General features: G+C 35.5%; 17 protein-coding genes and 1 other RNA gene. 10 read left to right on the top strand and 8 right to left on the bottom strand.

Annotated elements, in window-relative coordinates:
* The first annotated feature begins 23 nt into the window (after positions 1-23).
* Positions 24-467, top strand: a complete 444-nt coding sequence (locus AAC388_RS07895) for a universal stress protein (RefSeq protein ID WP_002120966.1) — start codon at positions 24-26, stop codon at positions 465-467.
* 55 nt (positions 468-522) lie between these two features.
* Here AAC388_RS07895 and AAC388_RS07890 read toward each other — a convergent pair whose 3' ends face one another.
* Complete coding sequence (locus AAC388_RS07890; protein WP_342371457.1) at positions 523-1,962, bottom strand: glucose/sorbosone family PQQ-dependent dehydrogenase; 1,440 nt, start codon at positions 1,960-1,962, stop codon at positions 523-525.
* A gap of 393 nt (positions 1,963-2,355) precedes the next feature.
* On the opposite strand from AAC388_RS07890, the gene AAC388_RS07885 reads away from it, so the two are divergent.
* A complete protein-coding gene (locus tag AAC388_RS07885) occupies positions 2,356-2,988 on the top strand; it encodes an SOS response-associated peptidase family protein (RefSeq protein ID WP_342371456.1) in 633 nt (210 codons plus the stop codon).
* Between the two features lie 226 nt (positions 2,989-3,214).
* Entirely contained in the window at positions 3,215-4,669 is a 1,455-nt protein-coding gene (locus tag AAC388_RS07880; RefSeq protein WP_342371455.1) for a SulP family inorganic anion transporter, read from the top strand.
* Positions 4,670-4,710: 41 nt separating this feature from the next.
* On the opposite strand, the gene AAC388_RS07875 is transcribed toward AAC388_RS07880, so the two are convergent.
* The 5 genes from AAC388_RS07875 to kynU form a co-directional block, all read right to left on the bottom strand.
* Positions 4,711-5,892 (bottom strand): S8 family peptidase, encoded by a 1,182-nt coding sequence (locus AAC388_RS07875; RefSeq protein WP_342371454.1) that lies wholly within the window; start codon positions 5,890-5,892, stop codon positions 4,711-4,713.
* Between the two features lie 561 nt (positions 5,893-6,453).
* Positions 6,454-6,735 (bottom strand): DUF6527 family protein, encoded by a 282-nt coding sequence (locus AAC388_RS07870; protein ID WP_005073920.1) that lies wholly within the window; start codon positions 6,733-6,735, stop codon positions 6,454-6,456.
* 607 nt (positions 6,736-7,342) lie between these two features.
* Entirely contained in the window at positions 7,343-8,089 is a 747-nt protein-coding gene (locus tag AAC388_RS07865; protein WP_342371453.1) for an alpha/beta hydrolase, read from the bottom strand.
* Positions 8,090-8,096: 7 nt separating this feature from the next.
* Positions 8,097-9,503, bottom strand: a complete 1,407-nt coding sequence (locus AAC388_RS07860; RefSeq protein WP_069030181.1) for an amino acid permease — start codon at positions 9,501-9,503, stop codon at positions 8,097-8,099.
* A gap of 40 nt (positions 9,504-9,543) precedes the next feature.
* Positions 9,544-10,794 carry a kynureninase gene (gene kynU, locus AAC388_RS07855; protein ID WP_060466290.1) on the bottom strand — a complete coding sequence of 417 codons (1,251 nt, stop codon included), beginning with the start codon at positions 10,792-10,794 and terminating at the stop codon, positions 9,544-9,546.
* Between the two features lie 147 nt (positions 10,795-10,941).
* On the opposite strand from kynU, the gene gigD reads away from it, so the two are divergent.
* Together gigD and AAC388_RS07845 are read left to right on the top strand one after the other, a co-directional pair.
* Positions 10,942-11,391, top strand: a complete 450-nt coding sequence (gene gigD / locus AAC388_RS07850; RefSeq protein ID WP_017386002.1) for an Lrp/AsnC family transcriptional regulator GigD — start codon at positions 10,942-10,944, stop codon at positions 11,389-11,391.
* A 29-nt stretch (positions 11,392-11,420) separates the two neighbouring features.
* Positions 11,421-11,960, top strand: a complete 540-nt coding sequence (locus AAC388_RS07845) for a GNAT family N-acetyltransferase (protein WP_320562293.1) — start codon at positions 11,421-11,423, stop codon at positions 11,958-11,960.
* Between the two features lie 33 nt (positions 11,961-11,993).
* Here the strand turns inward: AAC388_RS07845 and AAC388_RS07840 are convergent, their stop codons facing one another.
* Complete coding sequence (locus AAC388_RS07840; protein ID WP_025465974.1) at positions 11,994-12,287, bottom strand: hypothetical protein; 294 nt, start codon at positions 12,285-12,287, stop codon at positions 11,994-11,996.
* A gap of 424 nt (positions 12,288-12,711) precedes the next feature.
* Between AAC388_RS07840 and AAC388_RS07835 the strand changes: the two genes are divergently transcribed.
* The 4 genes from AAC388_RS07835 (at position 12,712) to AAC388_RS07820 (ending at position 15,544) form a co-directional block, all read left to right on the top strand.
* The gene (locus AAC388_RS07835) at positions 12,712-13,398 is read left to right on the top strand and encodes an HAD-IA family hydrolase (RefSeq protein WP_342371452.1); all 687 of its coding nucleotides are present in this window, start codon (positions 12,712-12,714) and stop codon (positions 13,396-13,398) included.
* Positions 13,382-13,810, top strand: coding sequence for a S4 domain-containing protein (locus tag AAC388_RS07830; RefSeq protein ID WP_005068915.1), 429 nt, complete (start codon positions 13,382-13,384; stop codon positions 13,808-13,810). The genes AAC388_RS07835 and AAC388_RS07830 overlap by 17 nt, the downstream gene beginning before the upstream one ends.
* A gap of 145 nt (positions 13,811-13,955) precedes the next feature.
* Entirely contained in the window at positions 13,956-15,002 is a 1,047-nt protein-coding gene (recA, locus tag AAC388_RS07825; RefSeq protein WP_002115680.1) for a recombinase RecA, read from the top strand.
* A 59-nt stretch (positions 15,003-15,061) separates the two neighbouring features.
* The gene (locus AAC388_RS07820) at positions 15,062-15,544 is read left to right on the top strand and encodes a regulatory protein RecX (RefSeq protein ID WP_005068912.1); all 483 of its coding nucleotides are present in this window, start codon (positions 15,062-15,064) and stop codon (positions 15,542-15,544) included.
* Positions 15,545-15,557: 13 nt separating this feature from the next.
* Here the strand turns inward: AAC388_RS07820 and ffs are convergent.
* An RNA gene (ffs, locus tag AAC388_RS07815) (signal recognition particle sRNA small type) lies at positions 15,558-15,654 on the bottom strand.
* Between the two features lie 314 nt (positions 15,655-15,968).
* On the opposite strand from ffs, the gene AAC388_RS07810 reads away from it, so the two are divergent.
* The gene (locus AAC388_RS07810; RefSeq protein WP_033847298.1) at positions 15,969-16,841 is read left to right on the top strand and encodes a YbgF trimerization domain-containing protein; all 873 of its coding nucleotides are present in this window, start codon (positions 15,969-15,971) and stop codon (positions 16,839-16,841) included.
* Positions 16,842-16,885 lie beyond the last annotated feature (44 nt).

The following is a 16,885-nucleotide window of genomic DNA, read 5'->3' as shown; positions in this document are numbered from 1 at the left end:
CATAAGACAATAAGGAGCAATATATGAGTTATCACCATATCTTGGTTCCAGTCGATGGTTCTCCTACTTCACTTATTGCCGTCAATCATGCAACAGCAATTGCTAAAGCCTTTGGCAGTAAAGTGACTCTAGTATATGCGCTTACTATAGATCCTTTCATTTCTGTAGAATTCATTGATAGTACAGAATTAGCACAGGATTATTTTAATAAAGCTAGAGCATCGATTCAGAGCATTTTAGACCAAGCTAAAGAACAATTTAGCCAACATGGAATTTCTGTTGAAACAAAAATTGTTGAGGGTCAAACAATCCACACAGAAATTATTAAAGCAGCTAATGAGCTAAAAGCAGATTTATTAGTGATTGGCTCACATGGGCGAAAAGGGTTTAAAAAGTTCTTCTTAGGAAGTGTGACTCAAGCCCTTTTAGGAGAAATTCATTTACCGGTACTCGTCGTAACTGAATAGTTTTCTAAAGCTAAAAAAACCGATCTTTAATAGATCGGTTTTTTAATGGCCTGAATTACTTAGCCTTATATGTAAACTTAATGAGAGATCCTGGATTTTCTAATGTATTTGTTACTGAGCCATCATCTTTTTGAACATTTCCGGCAGTGTCAGTTAATACATATAAAACGTTCCCATCTGGACTTGCAATCACATCACGATAACGGTTGTTGCTCTTAAACATCGGTACAGCGTCATCATAAGTAGTGCTATAAGTTGGATCTAACTTAATACGGAAAATAACACCACGTTTTAAAGATGGAACCAATAATGTATTTTCCCAACCAGTAATTGCTTTTTTACCGCCCTTATAGACATAGGCAGATGACGGCGCAACTGTTGGCCAACAAATATAGGTCATCTCTCCACAAGTTGGATCGTTATAGTTGTAGGTATCTTGAACGGTATATAAAGTTTTTAATGGTGGGACAAAGTTTTTACCAGTCCATTCAGATTCTTTCGTTACAGGTACACCTGCGGCTACTTTTACTCCATTCTGAGCTAAATCCTTAATTGACTTATTGGCTGCTGCTGAATAATTTGCATAAGCATAGCCACTATCATCTTTATAACCTGCTACATTCGGCCAACCATAATTGCCACCTTTGACAATGAGGTTAATTTCATCGTCAGAGTTTGGGCCTTGTTCAGACTGCAACAATTTACCATTTGGAGTGAATGCTAAGCCCTGCGGATTACGATGTCCAAGTGTATAAATATGGCTAACCACCCCGTTAAAACTTGGATTATCCTTTGGAATACTTCCATCAAGATTTAAGCGTAGTACTTTACCCATATAGGTGTGATAATCTTTGCCATTCAGTTCTTGTTGAGTTGGCGTATGTTGTGCTTGATTTGGCAAGAACAAATAAGCAAGCTGGTTACGCCCTTGGTCACCAATCGTATAATAAATCTTTTGATCTGGACCAAAGACAAGCCGACCAGACTGATGGTCTTTCGATGATGGTAATCCTGCCAATAAATCTACTGGCTTCTCGAGCGTATCTGTTGATTTATTATAGGTATAACGACGAATAATAGTTTGATTAGGCAATTCTTTATCTGTAGATTTCGAATTTTTAAATGTACCTGAAATGTAGATATAAGGATTATTTTTAAAATCAGGATGGAAAGCAAAGCCTAACAAACCATTTTGTCCATCAGCATCATTGACAATCTCTGGTACCTGAAAAACTGTTTTTACACTCCCCGACTCTGGATTCACTCTTAAAATCTTGCCTGTTGCTCGCTCAGTTAACCAAATTTGATTATCTGGTCCCCACAACAAAGCATGCGGCTTATTTAAATTAGACAGAATAACTTTTTTGTCAAAGTTTTCTGTTTTCGCTTTAGCGAATTGAGATGGAGTAAGAGGAACATCAGCAAATGCTGAATTGAGTGTAACTACCTGAGCGGCGCCTAATAAAGCAATTTTTGCCAGTAAATGTTTATTCATGTGTCCACCTTATAAATTGTCAAAATTTTCCGAGAATTTTTAAACCTTTAGCAACTGGTTTGTACGAGTTCTCTATATGATTTGTATTATGATGAATAACGAATCTATTAAAATCTAAATTTCTGAAAGGCTCTGTTGCATAAAAGTAGCTATTAAAACTGAATAAACTCTCTTTAAGATGAGCAACTTAACTATACGATTTATCTATTCTATTAATTTTATATCTGAAACTTTTTTGAAATGGCCATGAGTTAAATAAATATTTATTAACGAAGTAATTGATAGTTAAAAATTAATACTCAAAGAGACAATTCTAATTATAAAAATATACATCACTAAAGACTAAAAGTTAGAAGCTGTAATTGAGAGCTATTTTTACAACGAAGGTGTCTTATGTGTGCAAACTTTAAACCTATTAAGAAAATACATGCCAATCAATTAAAGTTATTTGAACCCACTTTTGAATATAAGATGGATATTTTCCCAAGTGATGATTGTCCACTTATTTTATCTCATCAAAATGAGCTTGAGTGGAGAAAAGCTAAATTTGGAATGCTTCCTCCTTATGCCAAAGAAATCGCATTCAAATATGCAACTTATAATGCCAGAACAGAGACAGTAGAACAAAAGCGCTCTTTTAAACATGCTTGGTTAAATGACCAGTTTGCGCTTATTCCTGTTGAAGCTATTTATGAACCTAAATATATCAATGGGAAAGCACATTGGTATGGTATTTTCCGTCAAGATGGGCAACCTTTTACCCTTGCTGCAATCTATGAAGAAACACTTATAGATGAACAGAAAGTTAGGTCAATGTCGCTATTAACAATTAATGCTGATCATCACCCTTTTATGAAACAATTTCATAAACCGGATGATGAAAAACGTTCGGTTATTGTGATACCTGATAATCTTAGAAATGATTGGCTCAACTGTACTCATTCTGAAGCAAAAGACTTTTTCTTAGATATGCCTGCGAATGAATTTGCCTCAATGCCAAAAGCTGAAATGAAAAATTATGATTAAATCGGTTTAGTCGACTTAGGTTAGTCAGCCTTAAAAACTTATGCTATTCTTCGGGCACTTTTAAATGCCTCAAACTCTCTATACCTATGACACTTACGCCACCTTAAGTTTATTTACCCCTATCTATTGTAAATAACTCATCACTGTTTAGTGATGTGGTGTAGTCGCTTGTGTTGGTATATCACATCACTAGCCTTTTCAAAATTTAGAACTTAGGCTATTTCTCATGTTATCGAATGTCCGAGAACAATGGTTCTCTAATGTCCGTGCAGATATTCTTTCCGGTCTTGTTGTGGGTCTTGCTTTAATTCCAGAAGCAATTGCATTTTCAATTATTGCGGGTGTAGACCCCAAAATCGGTTTATATGCATCCTTTTGTATTGCCGTTATTATTTCTTTCGTAGGCGGTCGTCCCGTTATGATTTCGGCGGCTACAGGCGCAATGGCTTTGGTTATGACAACGCTTGTAAAGGATCATGGTCTTCAATACTTATTTGCAGCAACAGTATTAACTGGCGTTATACAGATTTTGGCAGGATATTTCAAACTCGCTAAACTCATGCGTTTTGTTTCTAAATCGGTGGTTATTGGATTCGTTAATGCCCTCGCCATACTCATCTTTATGGCTCAATTACCAGAATTGGTAAGTGTGACGTGGCATGTCTACTTACTAGTAGCAATTGGTTTAGGAATTATTTACCTTTTCCCCTATATTCCAAAAATTGGAAAGTTCTTTCCCTCACCTCTTATTTGTATTGTAGTGGTCACATTACTCGCTATTTTTTTAGGGTTTGATGTCCGCACGGTTGGTGATATGGGTTCATTACCAGACACTTTGCCGATATTTCTGATTCCGAATATTCCTTTTAATTTAGAAACCCTCCTTATTATTCTTCCATATTCTTTAGCGCTGGCTGCAGTTGGTCTACTTGAATCCATGATGACGGCAACAATCGTTGATGAAATGACAGATACATCTAGTGATAAATTTCAAGAATGTAAAGGTCAAGGCATTGCAAATATAGCTTCAGGTTTTATGGGAGGTATGGCGGGTTGTGCCATGATTGGTCAATCAATGATTAATGTAAAATCGGGTGGTCGCACACGCTTATCCACTTTTTGTGCAGGTATATTCTTACTTATTCTCGTTGTATTTTTAAGTGACTGGTTAAAGGTTATTCCCATGGCCGCTCTGGTTGCCGTCATGATTATGGTATCAATTAGTACTTTTGAGTGGAGTTCACTGACTCAATTTAAAAATAATCCTAAAAGTAGTAATGTCGTTATGATCGCAACCGTTATTGTAGTAGTTGCTACCCATAACTTAGCGTTAGGTGTATTAACTGGGGTATTACTTTCAGCACTTTTCTTAGCAAATAAACTTGAAAATGATATTCGTATAGAAACTTCATTCGAAAATCAAGCTCGTTTATATGAATTAAGAGGCCAAATATTTTTCAGTTCATCTGAAAAATTTATGCAAAGTTTTAACTTTAAAGAAAAAGTTAAAGAAGTCATTATTGATCTCACCCATTCTCATATTTGGGATGTGACTTCAGTTGCCATGCTAGATTCAGTAGTAAATAAATTTCAAAAGAACGGTATTCAGGTAACGGTTCGCGGTTTAAATGAAGCCAGCTCAATCATGATTGATAAATACGGTACTCATGCAAAAATCTAAAAAAGGTCCTTCGGGACCTTTTTTAATTTAAATAACTGCTTTTACTGCGCAGATTTATATAGCAACCGATTTGGGCTACCTGAAGGATTTTTTACCACATTATTACTTGCTTGGTTTAAAAGATTAGTTGAGATTGTCTGAGGTGTTGCTGTAGGCGTACTTTGCAACATTTCAGCCACCACACCAGCCACATGTGGAGTAGCCATTGAAGTTCCATTTAAAACTTTAGTTGCTATATTACTCCCAATCCAAGAAGAGTTAATCTGGCTTCCAGGCGCAAAAATATCAACACAACTACCATAATTCGAATAACTAGCTCGAGTATCTGTACTATCTGTAGCAGCAACAGTAATTGCCTTACTTACTCTGGCAGGAGAAGAACTACATGCATCTGTATTCGAGTTTCCTGCAGCCACAACCATTACATAACCATTATTAAATAAATTTTCCACTGCACTATCTAAAGATGCGTTTGCTTCACCACCTAAAGACATATTCACTACAGCTGGCTTTTTACCATTTTTTAATATCCAATCTAGCCCCGCAATCACATTACTCGAAGCACCAGAACCATCACATCCTAAAATCCGAATGGGTACTAAGCTTACATTCTTGGCAACCCCATAGGTACTACCACCAACTGTTCCTGCCACATGTGTACCATGACCATGACAGTCATTTGTGCCATTTCCATCAGATATCGCGGTATAGCCACTTAATACCCGTCCAGAGAACTGTTGATGTGTAGACAATATTCCTGTATCAACAATATAAGCGGTTGTGCCTGAACCTGTTTGTAAGTACGAATAGGCTGAATCTAGAGGTAAGTTTTTTTGGTCAATACGATCTAGTCCCCAATCTGGGTTACTTTGTGTAGTGGCATCAATTTTCATGATTGTGTCATTTTCAATGGAAACGACTTTCGGATTTTTTTTCATTGCTTCAACAAAAGCAGTACCGGCAACATCGGGTAAATAAATTGCAAATCCTTTAAGTACAGCATCATAGGTCTGTAATACCTTCCCACCATGTTGTTTAGCAATACCTTGTGCAAACTCGTTAGAAGAACCCACATCCTTATTAAGAATAACAATATATTGATTTTTAATAATTCCTTTTGCTTCAGATGAGCCTAATACAGAATTTGTTGTAGCAGGTGCAGCATAGGTTAAATGGCTCAGCGCTATTGTTAAAAGAAAAGTCGAAACTTGACAAAACTTCATAGAAAATCTCCATATTTTTTACTTTAGACATCATTGTTATGATCAGTACAGTCTTTATATTTAGGGATTAACACCTTTTGAAAGGAATTTTTATTATATTCTCCATATATTATAACCACGTCATGTTTTCATAAAACTTGGACCTATACAATGCTATTATCTTTTTTCATTTAAAATTGAGAACCAATTCAAATAAACCAATACATCAAACATTTTAGAATAAATAATTATCTTACTTTATTTATAATTTAGTTTAGGTAGGATGTATAATGTAAAAATATATAATCATTAAAAATAATATAAATGTAGAAATAATGAGATATGTTCCAGTTGTATTAAAGCTTTTTAAAAATTTCCAGATATCCATAAATAAAAATATAAAACAGTAAGTTATGAAAATTCTTGCAAATTATAATATAGCCTTCAACTAAAATAGATTTACAATTTTTTAAACTATATGTGTTCAGTATAAAATATGTAAAGATATATTGCAAAAATATGTGATAATTAAGGAAATGTGCAGTCCTTTAAATGGTCATAATTAATAAATACCAAAATCAATTATATTCTATAGTTTTTTAATTTTAGTTCTGGCAGCTCAACCTTACAACCAGCTAAATGATGCCTACAATTAACGCTATATTCGATAAAGCCATCTTTAATAAAGTAATTACAATATTCATTTATACTTATGATGGGATCAAATGTCGGTTTTTCCAAGTTACCATTAAAAAACCATTGGTTGCCGTTAGAGAAAGGATAATGTACAGGAATATAATGAAGATATCCGCAAGCAGGACACATATGTTTATACATGCCTCCTTCAAAATACTGTACTTTCATTAACACTCCTTTAAAAATAAAAAAGCCAACTCATAAGAGCCGACTAAACCATTTATTTACAGATGCAATATATTATTAAATTATGTGCTATAGCCTTCTCTCTTTTATTTTTCTGTTTTTAATTTATCTAACCTATATGACAAACTCATGAAGTTCCGAGTGTAATCTCACACTTTGTTAGTTTGGTAAAATATATTTTATATAATCTATTAATTAAATGATAATTCCAGTTAAATAATGAAAAGCAAATACTAGTTTGTTTCTTATTTGGCAGAGGGCTATGTGATTAACTTATATTAATCATTAAATAGATATTACTGCCATATCCAAGAACAAAATTCGATTTATCTTATTGTTTTTAAAAATCAAATAAAAAAGTCCGCATCTTGGGAAGCTACGGACTTGAAACTCAACTAAACAACAGCTAAACATTTTGCCGCTTAGTGAGAAAGCACTATCTTTTTAATCTAATTAAGTTCTATAGTCAGGTCAATAAGGATACTTAATTTTTATAAAAATTAGGTTGAGTTGTGATTTATCTCACATTTTATCTTCTAATAAGTTTTAATCTGTTTTTCTTTACTCAATTACATTCTATTTCAAACACTTAAATTAAAATATTATTAAAGTAATGATTTAAAATAGAATAATGGTTAATTTTAGGAATAAGCTTGAAAGAAACAAAATGCTGATCTTGCCTTTTCTTCATTTCAAAATAATTTTGGCTTTGCCATTTCAACTCATCAAGTTCGAGTTCACCACAGAAAATTGAACATGGAGTAGTAATTCGTTTTGACTGATGAACAGGGCTGTATTTTAAGATATCTTCGCTTGAAAGATTGAGAGCATGATTTAAATGTGTACTTTGTATAGGCTCAAGATCATAAATTCCACTTAACAAAACCATCTCAGATATGAGTGGATGGCCTAATGACAAAGCAGCCAGATGTGCCCCTGCCGAATGCCCAACCAAAACTACCTCATTAGTTTTCCAGTCTTGCTCTCGAATAAAATCGAGAGCTTGATTAATTTGAGAAGCAATATCTGAAATTTTGCTTTGTGGTGCTAAATCATATTCTAAAAGAACGCACTGGACTCCTTTTGCTAGAACATACTGTACGATGAATGCAAAATCTGATTTATCACACCATTGCCAATATCCACCATGAATAAAAATAACAGTCTTTTTGGCTTGCTCCAATGGGAAAAAATCTAAAGTTGACCGTGAGTGCGTACCATATTGGATATCTGCAATATGGGTAAATTTTTGATAGCTCAACAAGCTTGTTCTTTTAAATTCTGCCAATATTTCATGTTCATTCACTACAGTTCTAGCATTGTCATATGGTCGCATAGGTCTCTCACTTCAAAGATTCTTCATGGCTATTTAAAGCAAGCTTGGCTGATGAACGTTTTAAATAATAGAAAAATGTAAGAACAACAACTAATGGGACTCCAAACTGTAAAGTTGACTTGAATTCATTGGTAAACCACGTTGTGATCGTAATACTTAAAATTGCGATTAGTCCTAACAGGGAGATTAACTGACTCGCTGGAACCTTAAATTTTAACTGTTCTCCTTTTCGTGCCATATTCCTTCTAAAAAACATATGGGTAACAAAAATACTACCCCAAGTGAACAACGCACCAAACATGGATAAAGCAATCATGATCGGGAAAGCAGAGCTCGGATTAATGGTATAAACAATACTCGCAACTCCAATACCTACTGCTGACAATAACAACGCATTAATTGGTACACCATTGTGACTAATACGACCAAATAGTTTTGGCGCATCTCCTGCTCGTGACAAGCTAAATAGCATACGTGTTGAGATATACAACATACTATTCATAGCTGATAAGGCCGCGACAATTACAATAAAATTTAAAATACTGTCTGCATATGGAATCCCTACAATTTTCATCACCATCACAAAAGGGCTGGTCGCGTCGGCTCCAATTAAAGTTGTCCAAGGAACAAGGGCCACAATAAGAAATAAAGACAGTAAATAAAATAGGATTAAGCGAATTGCCGTACTTTTAAAAGCTTTCTTAACAGCTCTTTCTGGATCTTTAGCCTCACCTGCTGCAACAGCGATCATTTCAATACTTAAATAACTAAATATTGAAATGATTACTCCAATCCAGACTCCACTAAAACCATGAGGAAAAAAGCCCCCATGATCAGTTAGATTAGAGACAACCTGAGCTGTTCCTCCATGACCTTGAGTCAGAATGCCAATTGCTAAAAGAATAAATACAATAATTGCAAAGACTTTTATGGTCGAAAACCAATATTCAACCAATCCAAAAGCTTTAACACTATATGCATTAACCACAAGTAAGGTTAGCGAAAAAAACGCAATCCAGACCCAAGAACCTACATGTGGAAACCATAATTTCATATAGTCAGCCACCGCTGTAATTTCTGTACCGACTGCTAATACAATACACGCCCAATAACAATAACGGACTAAAAACCCAGCGAGCGGACTTACATAATGCTCAGCATATGCCCCAAATGAGCCTGACGTAGGGTGCTGGACCGTCATCTCAGCCAAACAAGCCATAATAGCAAATGCGATTAAGCCTCCAATGGCATAACTCACAATGACGGCTGGGCCAGCAAAGCTAATTGCGAACTTGCTTCCCATGAACAGCCCTGTACCAATCGCTCCTCCAATTGCAATCATTCCCATCTGTTTTGCGGATAATTTTTTATGTAAACCCGCTTCTCGATTTTGTATTTCATCAAAACTGCTCATAGGCCCTCCTAGCCATTTTTCTAATGTTGATCTCTAACGATCAGGTCACTTCACTGCGCACCAGATAACGTTCATTTTTCCATTCACTATTCAGCATAATTTGCTTAAGTTGTTGTACGGCATTCCAAATATCTTCAAATCCTAGATATAAAGGTGTAATTCCAAAACGTAATACTTCCGGCTCGCGATAATCCCCAATTACCCCACGCGCAATAAGCGCCTGAATAATTTCATAACCGAACTCATGCCTATAACTGACATGACTGCCACGATATTTATGATTTAAAGGTGTAATCAGCTCAAAACCAAACTGGGCACACTCTTGTTGAACAAGTTGAATAAACAAATCAGTTAATTTGAGTGATTTCTCGCGTATTTGTTGCATATCAGCTTGTAAGAAAATATCGATACCACATTCAATTAGGCTCATAGAAATGATGGGTTGAGTTCCGCACAAGTAACGGCGAATACTGTTAGCTGGTTCATAGTGCTGAGCCATATCAAAAGGTTTCTTGTGGCTCCACCAGCCTGAGAGAGGTTGCCAAAATTGATCACGATGCTTTCGATTTACCCATAACAACGCTGGAGAACCTGGGCCGCCGTTTAAGTATTTGTAAGTACAACCAATCGCAAAATCACTATTGCTCTGATTAAGATCCATAGGCACTGCACCAACCGAGTGACATAAATCCCAAATAATCAAAGCATCTTTAGCGTGAATTTGTTGATTAATAGACTCCATATCATAGAAATATCCAGTCCGATAATTCACATGAGAAAGAACAACTACCGCAACATCTTTTGCTAAAACACGAGATAAATCATCTGCGCCATCAATCAATTCAACTTGATAACCCTGATGAATCAAATCGATAAAGCCTTCAATAATATAAATATCGGTTGGAAAGGCATCTTTTTCTGCAACAATAATTTTACGTTCCGGAAATTTTTCAGCTTGAATTTTTACCGCTGCTGATAAAACTTTGAATAAATTTAGGGTCGTTGAGTCTGAAATAACCACTTCACCTTTTTCAGCACCGATAAGCTGCGCGACTTTATCTCCGAGTCTAGTCGGTAGTCCCCACCAATCTGCTTTATTCCAACTATTAATAAGGTCCTCACCCCACTCTTTTGCAATAATATGCTGAGCAACCTCTAATGTTTTTTTTGGTCTTGCACCCAAAGAATTACCATCTAAATAAATGACATTTTCTGGTAGTGCAAATTCGTCTTTAAACTTTTTGAGTTCATCTTCCTGATCCCAATAGAGGCATTGTTCGTGAGTAATCATTTGTTATTTCACCTATTTTCAACATTTCCTTTGTATTTGAATTTTATCACGCCAATTCTTTCGATTTATTCGATAATATTTGATTAAAATTTGCTATTTTCGTATAAAATTCAAATTAAAATTAAAAAACATGGATGAAATTCGAAAATGAATGTAGATGCAATTGATCTTAAAATTTTAAAACATTTACAAGATAATGCTCGGTTAAGTAACCAAGAACTGGCCGATCTCGTTAACCTTTCGGCTTCAGCTTGTCATCGGCGAGTGAAAATTTTAGAAAGCAATGGTGTAATTGAAAAATATCAAGCGAAAGTTAATTATGAAAAACTAGGTATAAAAATTGAGGCAATTGTCGAAATAAAGCTTGCCCAACTCACAGAAAATGATCACAACTTCTTTTTAAGTCAGATCAAAAATTTTGATGAAGTCATTAATGCATATATTATTACTGGCGAATCTAATTATGTTTTACACGTTGCGACCAAAGATTTGAGTTCTTTTTCTCATTTCGTCATTAATACCTTAAATAAAATAAAAGGTGTAGTGAGCATCAATTCCAAGATCATTTTACAGAAGATTGTGCAAAAGCCACTTTGACCCATCATTTTTAATTATAGAGCCATCTCATGATCGAAACTCAGCGTTTAATTTTAAGACAGTGGAAAGAAAGTGATGTTGAACCTTTTATAACAATGGGCTTAGATCAACATGTTATGCAATTTTTCCCAAATCTATTAACACCCCAAGAAAGCCATAATTTAATCCAAAAAATTTCATCTCTCATTGATAAAAATGGTTGGGGCTTCTGGGCAGTAGAATTAAAAGAAACTCATCAATTTATCGGGTTTATTGGTTTACATAGCCAACCTGAACAATTTGACTTTTCTCCATGTGTGGAAATTGGGTGGCGAATTGCAAAAGACTTCTGGAAACAAGGTTATGCAACTGAAGGAGCAAAAGCGGCTTTAGACTATGGTTTTAATGTACTGAATTTAGATAAGATCGTTTCATTTACCGCTAACATAAATACACCCTCTCAAGCCGTCATGGAAAGACTTGGAATGCACAAAGTTAAAAACTTTGATCATCCCAAGGTTCCTCTCCATCACCAACTAAAAGCACATGTGTTATATGAAATTACAAGCTCTTCATTAATGTTTGATTAAAGTCAAAATTTTAAATTATTAATAAAAATTTTCTTAATCATCGAAATCATAGCCAACAGATGTAGAGCACTCCCAATACTCATGGATTTTACTTGCGATGTCATCTTTTCCCATGGTAGTGAGTACATAAAAGAGTTTAGCCTCTTTATTTTTTCTTAGTATTAAGAGGTTGTAGTAATCATACTCAGGCCCATTAAGACCTAATGTTGGCTGTGATTCACAGTGCTTTTCTGCTTTGTAATGCCATTCAAGCTTATAAGTATCAAGGCCATCAGCAGCATTGATTACAATACCGTCATTGGCTCCGCCAATAAATCCAATTTTCATTGCTTTCTCTAAATTCTTATTAGGGTTAATTTTAAATATATCTTTAAACAAGTATCCTTCAATTTATAAAATGTATGTCAATACGTATCCTATGTAAGCAAAATTAACCATAAATATAGATAGCCTTTTAAGATTTTTTAATTATAAACTTTGCCTGTCTATTTTTACTTCAAACACAGTAAAAGTTATCCACTAAAAAGCACTTATTATTGTTTCCTGTTTTGCAAAATTACACGCTATAATTTTCAAATCATTTATCCTCCCTACCCATCACATTAATCAAAACACCTTTTGAAACAATTAATGGGTGGAGTTTTAAATTAATTTTATATCTCGAAGTTTCTTTAATTAATGATTTTAAAAAGGATATATGGTAGATGTGTCTTAAAAAATTTGCTTTAAATGATTTTGGAGATATTTAGATATGTCTAAAATCGTAATGTTTGACATGGATGGTACGCTATTAGATCTCGCTTTTGATGATTTCATCTGGAATGAATGTCTTCCTAAGCGACATGCAGAGATACATCAACTTCCACTCGACCAGAGCCAAAAAATACTATATCAGTTTTATCAATCACATAGACATACGCTTGTTTGGTATTCATCAGCTTATTGGACCAAAACTGTAGGCGTTGATGTACTCAAATTACAGCAAGAATTTCAGACAAAAATTCAAGCTCGGTCTGGTTGTATTGAGCTTCTACAGGAACTGAAAAAGCAAGGATATAGTTGTTGGTTAGTTACAAATGCCGATCGTGCAAGCTTACGGTTAAAGCTCGATAATGTTGCAATTGAACACTTCTTTGACGTAATCGTATCGAGTGAACAAATTGGTTATGCAAAAGAAGATATTCATTTTTGGCAAGAGCTCCAAAAATTACACCCTTTCGACCCAGAAGCAACCATTTTTATTGATGATACAGCTCCTGTACTAAAAACAGCTGAAAAATTTGGTATCAAGCACTTGTTTACTATCTTGCAGCCCTCAAGTCTGAAGGATGTAAGAAAGCATGAAGATTTAGAATATAAAGCACTAGATCGACTTACAGAATTGCTGTCTATATTGAATCAAATTGATAGAAAGGATAATGATGTCAAAATCGCTTGAAAACGATGCTGTAGAGACCATGCGTATCGACAAATGGTTATGGGCTGCTCGTTTTTTTAAAACTCGTTCAATTGCTAAAGCAGCAATCGAAGGAGGTAAAGTACATCACAATAATGAGCGTGTAAAAGTTTCCAAAGAAATTCGTGTTGGAATGGAACTGATTATTCAACAAGGTTTTGATAAAAAAACCGTTGTCGTAAAAGCGCTTTCGAACACACGTGGTCCAGCACCAGTTGCCCAGCAACTTTATGAAGAAACAGAAGTAAGTATTGCTAGACGGGAGTTGATTGCATCCCAACGAAAATTGCATAATCTTGCTCGACCTGATCATAGACCGAGTAAAAAGGATCGTAGACAGATTAATCGGTTTAAACAGGACAATGATCAACACTGGTCGTATGGTGATGAATAAAAACGTCGAGTTGTGTCGCACACACACAGACAACACATAGAAGCTATAGAAAAAATCTGTCACTATTAGCCCTGTGAAACAAGTTGAGATTCAATGCATCCACTTGGGTTAAACGTGATGAACTTAGAGTATTGAGGTTTTTGAGATGGATGAGAATAAAAGCAAAGCATTACAAGCCGCGCTAAGTCAAATTGAGAAACAATTTGGCAAAAATACGGTGATGCGTCTCGGTGACAACACTGTTCAAGCAGTTGAAGCTGTATCTACAGGTTCTTTGACTTTAGATATTGCATTGGGGATTGGCGGTTTACCGAAAGGTCGTATCGTTGAGATTTATGGTCCAGAATCTTCTGGTAAAACCACAATGACTCTCCAAGCGATTGCACAATGTCAAAAAGCTGGTGGTACTTGTGCATTTATCGATGCAGAACACGCATTAGATCCACAATATGCACGTAAGCTGGGCGTGGACATTGATAATCTACTTGTATCGCAACCTGATAACGGTGAACAAGCACTTGAGATTGCAGACATGCTAGTTCGCTCTGGTGCAATTGATTTAATCGTTGTCGACTCAGTGGCTGCTCTTACTCCTAAAGCAGAAATTGAAGGCGAAATGGGTGACTCTCACATGGGCTTACAAGCTCGCTTAATGAGTCAGGCATTACGTAAAATTACGGGTAACGCTAAACGCTCGAACTGTATGGTTATTTTCATTAACCAGATCCGTATGAAAATTGGTGTAATGTTTGGTAGCCCTGAGACTACGACTGGTGGTAACGCATTGAAGTTCTATGCTTCTGTACGTTTAGATATCCGCCGTATTGGTCAGGTCAAAGAAGGTGATGAAATCATCGGCTCTGAAACTCGAGTTAAAGTTGTTAAAAACAAAATGGCTCCTCCTTTTAAAGAAGCTATTTTCCAAATTCTATACGGTAAAGGTACAAACCAGCTTGGCGAACTTGTAGATTTAGCTGTACAACAAGATATCGTGCAAAAAGCAGGCGCTTGGTATTCATATCAAGGCAATAAAATTGGCCAAGGTAAAAATAATGTTATCCGCCACTTTGAAGAAAATCCTCAAATGGCTGGAGAAATTGAAAAGATTATCCGTGAACAACTGCTAACTACGGGTACTAATGGTGCTGTACAAGTGGAAGATGAAGAAGAAGATCTTCTATTAGAGTCTTAATTACCGCTTATAAGTCTTAAAACGCCCTTCGGGGCGTTTTTTACAAGGAAATATTAAATATGTTCAAAAGAACAGAAGAACAGCCCCAACAACGCGCTTTGCTAACAGGTCAACGTTTGCGCTCATATGCTTTTGCGTTATTGACTCGTCGAGATTATTCGAAAGCAGAACTTATCGAGAAATTGAATCGTTATGCACAAAACCCTGAAGAGGTTAAGCAACTTGTTGAAGAGTTATCTGAGCAAAATTATCAAAGTGACCAACGCGTTGCAGAACTAACATTGGCTAGCCAAATTCGTAAAGGCAAAGGGCCAAAACGCATCAAACAAGCTTTAAAAACTAAACAAATCGAAAATGATTTAATTGCAGATGAAATTCATAACATTGATTGGGTGGAACAGGCTTATCAACTTAAAGTGAAAAAGTTTGGTGAAGAAGTAGAAAAAGATCCTAAACTTAAAGCAAAACAGATGAGGTTTTTACAGTATAGAGGATTCGATTTAGATGTAATTATGAAGGCAATCCAACGGAGATCGGATTAGAAGATGGTGGCAACCCCACTAGCAAAACTTCGGCACATCATAGATCTGCTACCGTTGCTACCTTCCGGTCCTGGCGGGGTTCACAGAGTACAATTGCGAAGCCACCAGCGGGGCTACCATTGCAAAACAGAGTATAGAGATTTTTAAAAGAGTTGCAAGCCTTCTTCTCAATTTTAAGCAAGTTTATGTTTCAATTGATTAATTCATCGTCAAAAACATATAAATTCCTAGAATCTCTTATCTTATATTCTTTCTTGATACTTATTTTGAATAAAATATGCTTGAAGATTGTAAACTATTCTTGCATTTATATTGTTAGCTGTTTTAATTGCAATGATCAATTAAAACCTTAGATAGCTAATGTGAATAGTTTACATATTCCCTTCTCAAGTTAGCTTTTACATAAAATTATGGACCTATACTCATGCGATTGATGAAGCATTCTTTATTATTTATTGCCTTAATGAGCACTACTTCTCTCTATGCCAATATTCCAATTGAATCGCGCGGTTTAAGTCAAAGTGGTGGTAGTTCAACTAACACTTCATCGAATAACGCTTCAGTCCCTAGTAATTTAAATTGGGAATTGATGCAAAAAAACCAACAATTAGAAAATGATATACGCACCTTACGCGGACAGTTAGAAGAACAATCGAATGATATTGAACAATTGAAAAAAGATTTATCTAATCGCTATACTGATTTAGACCAGCGTTTGGAATTACTGAATCAAAAAGTAGATCCAGAAAGTGCAACACCAGACAATACAGCAAATAGTGATGCTACAGCTACTGGAAGCTCAGAAGCTCCTCCTATCGACAATAAAGCAGTAAGTACTACAACTTCTGCAAGTCAAGTTACTCCCCCCTCACAAACGCAAGTAACACAACCAGCTTCACCGCCTGCTACACAAAACCAATCGAACCCTGTAGAACTTGAAAAAGCAGCTTATACTGTCGCTTTAGATGCCTACAAACAAGGTGGAGCGAAAAAAGCGATTGCTCCAATGCAAAACTTTATCAAAAATCATCCTAATAGCGTTTATACAGGGAATGCCTATTTTTGGTTAGCTGAGTTTAATTTAGCAACTGATCCGGTAAATTATAATGAAGCTAAAAAGAACTATACTGTAGTCGCTACGCAATACCCAAATTCTAGTAAAGCTCCTCGCGCGCTTTATCAACTCTACAGTATTGCCAAAGATGTTGATAAAAACACTGTATCAGCAAACCAATATAAAGCTAAAATCTTAAGTCAGTATCCAAAATCTGAAGAAGCTAAATTTTTTAATAAATAAAAGTTTTTAAGAAAAAAAGACACCGCAGATTGCGGTGTCTTTTT

Source organism: Acinetobacter sp. D009 (genome assembly GCF_038562025.1).
In the GTDB taxonomy this organism is placed as follows: Bacteria; Pseudomonadota; Gammaproteobacteria; order Pseudomonadales; family Moraxellaceae; genus Acinetobacter; species Acinetobacter pittii.
The sequence above is the reverse complement of the archived record's forward strand: the minus strand, read 5'-3'. Positions and strand labels throughout refer to the sequence as shown.

Excerpts from the sequence above, each read along its gene's own strand:
- AAC388_RS07860 (WP_069030181.1), bottom strand. The coding sequence starts at position 9,503 with ATGAGCAGTTTTGATGAAATACAAAATCGAGAAGCGGGTTTACATAAA.
- recA (WP_002115680.1), top strand. The coding sequence starts at position 13,956 with ATGGATGAGAATAAAAGCAAAGCATTACAAGCCGCGCTAAGTCAAATT.
- gigD (WP_017386002.1), top strand. The coding sequence starts at position 10,942 with ATGAATGTAGATGCAATTGATCTTAAAATTTTAAAACATTTACAAGAT.
- AAC388_RS07830 (WP_005068915.1), top strand. The coding sequence starts at position 13,382 with ATGTCAAAATCGCTTGAAAACGATGCTGTAGAGACCATGCGTATCGAC.
- AAC388_RS07885 (WP_342371456.1), top strand. The coding sequence starts at position 2,356 with ATGTGTGCAAACTTTAAACCTATTAAGAAAATACATGCCAATCAATTA.
- AAC388_RS07810 (WP_033847298.1), top strand. The coding sequence starts at position 15,969 with ATGCGATTGATGAAGCATTCTTTATTATTTATTGCCTTAATGAGCACT.
- AAC388_RS07880 (WP_342371455.1), top strand. The coding sequence starts at position 3,215 with ATGTTATCGAATGTCCGAGAACAATGGTTCTCTAATGTCCGTGCAGAT.
- AAC388_RS07820 (WP_005068912.1), top strand. The coding sequence starts at position 15,062 with ATGTTCAAAAGAACAGAAGAACAGCCCCAACAACGCGCTTTGCTAACA.
- AAC388_RS07875 (WP_342371454.1), bottom strand. The coding sequence starts at position 5,892 with ATGAAGTTTTGTCAAGTTTCGACTTTTCTTTTAACAATAGCGCTGAGC.
- AAC388_RS07840 (WP_025465974.1), bottom strand. The coding sequence starts at position 12,287 with ATGAAAATTGGATTTATTGGCGGAGCCAATGACGGTATTGTAATCAAT.
- AAC388_RS07895 (WP_002120966.1), top strand. The coding sequence starts at position 24 with ATGAGTTATCACCATATCTTGGTTCCAGTCGATGGTTCTCCTACTTCA.
- AAC388_RS07845 (WP_320562293.1), top strand. The coding sequence starts at position 11,421 with ATGATCGAAACTCAGCGTTTAATTTTAAGACAGTGGAAAGAAAGTGAT.
- AAC388_RS07870 (WP_005073920.1), bottom strand. The coding sequence starts at position 6,735 with ATGAAAGTACAGTATTTTGAAGGAGGCATGTATAAACATATGTGTCCT.
- AAC388_RS07865 (WP_342371453.1), bottom strand. The coding sequence starts at position 8,089 with ATGCGACCATATGACAATGCTAGAACTGTAGTGAATGAACATGAAATA.
- AAC388_RS07835 (WP_342371452.1), top strand. The coding sequence starts at position 12,712 with ATGTCTAAAATCGTAATGTTTGACATGGATGGTACGCTATTAGATCTC.
- AAC388_RS07890 (WP_342371457.1), bottom strand. The coding sequence starts at position 1,962 with ATGAATAAACATTTACTGGCAAAAATTGCTTTATTAGGCGCCGCTCAG.
- kynU (WP_060466290.1), bottom strand. The coding sequence starts at position 10,794 with ATGATTACTCACGAACAATGCCTCTATTGGGATCAGGAAGATGAACTC.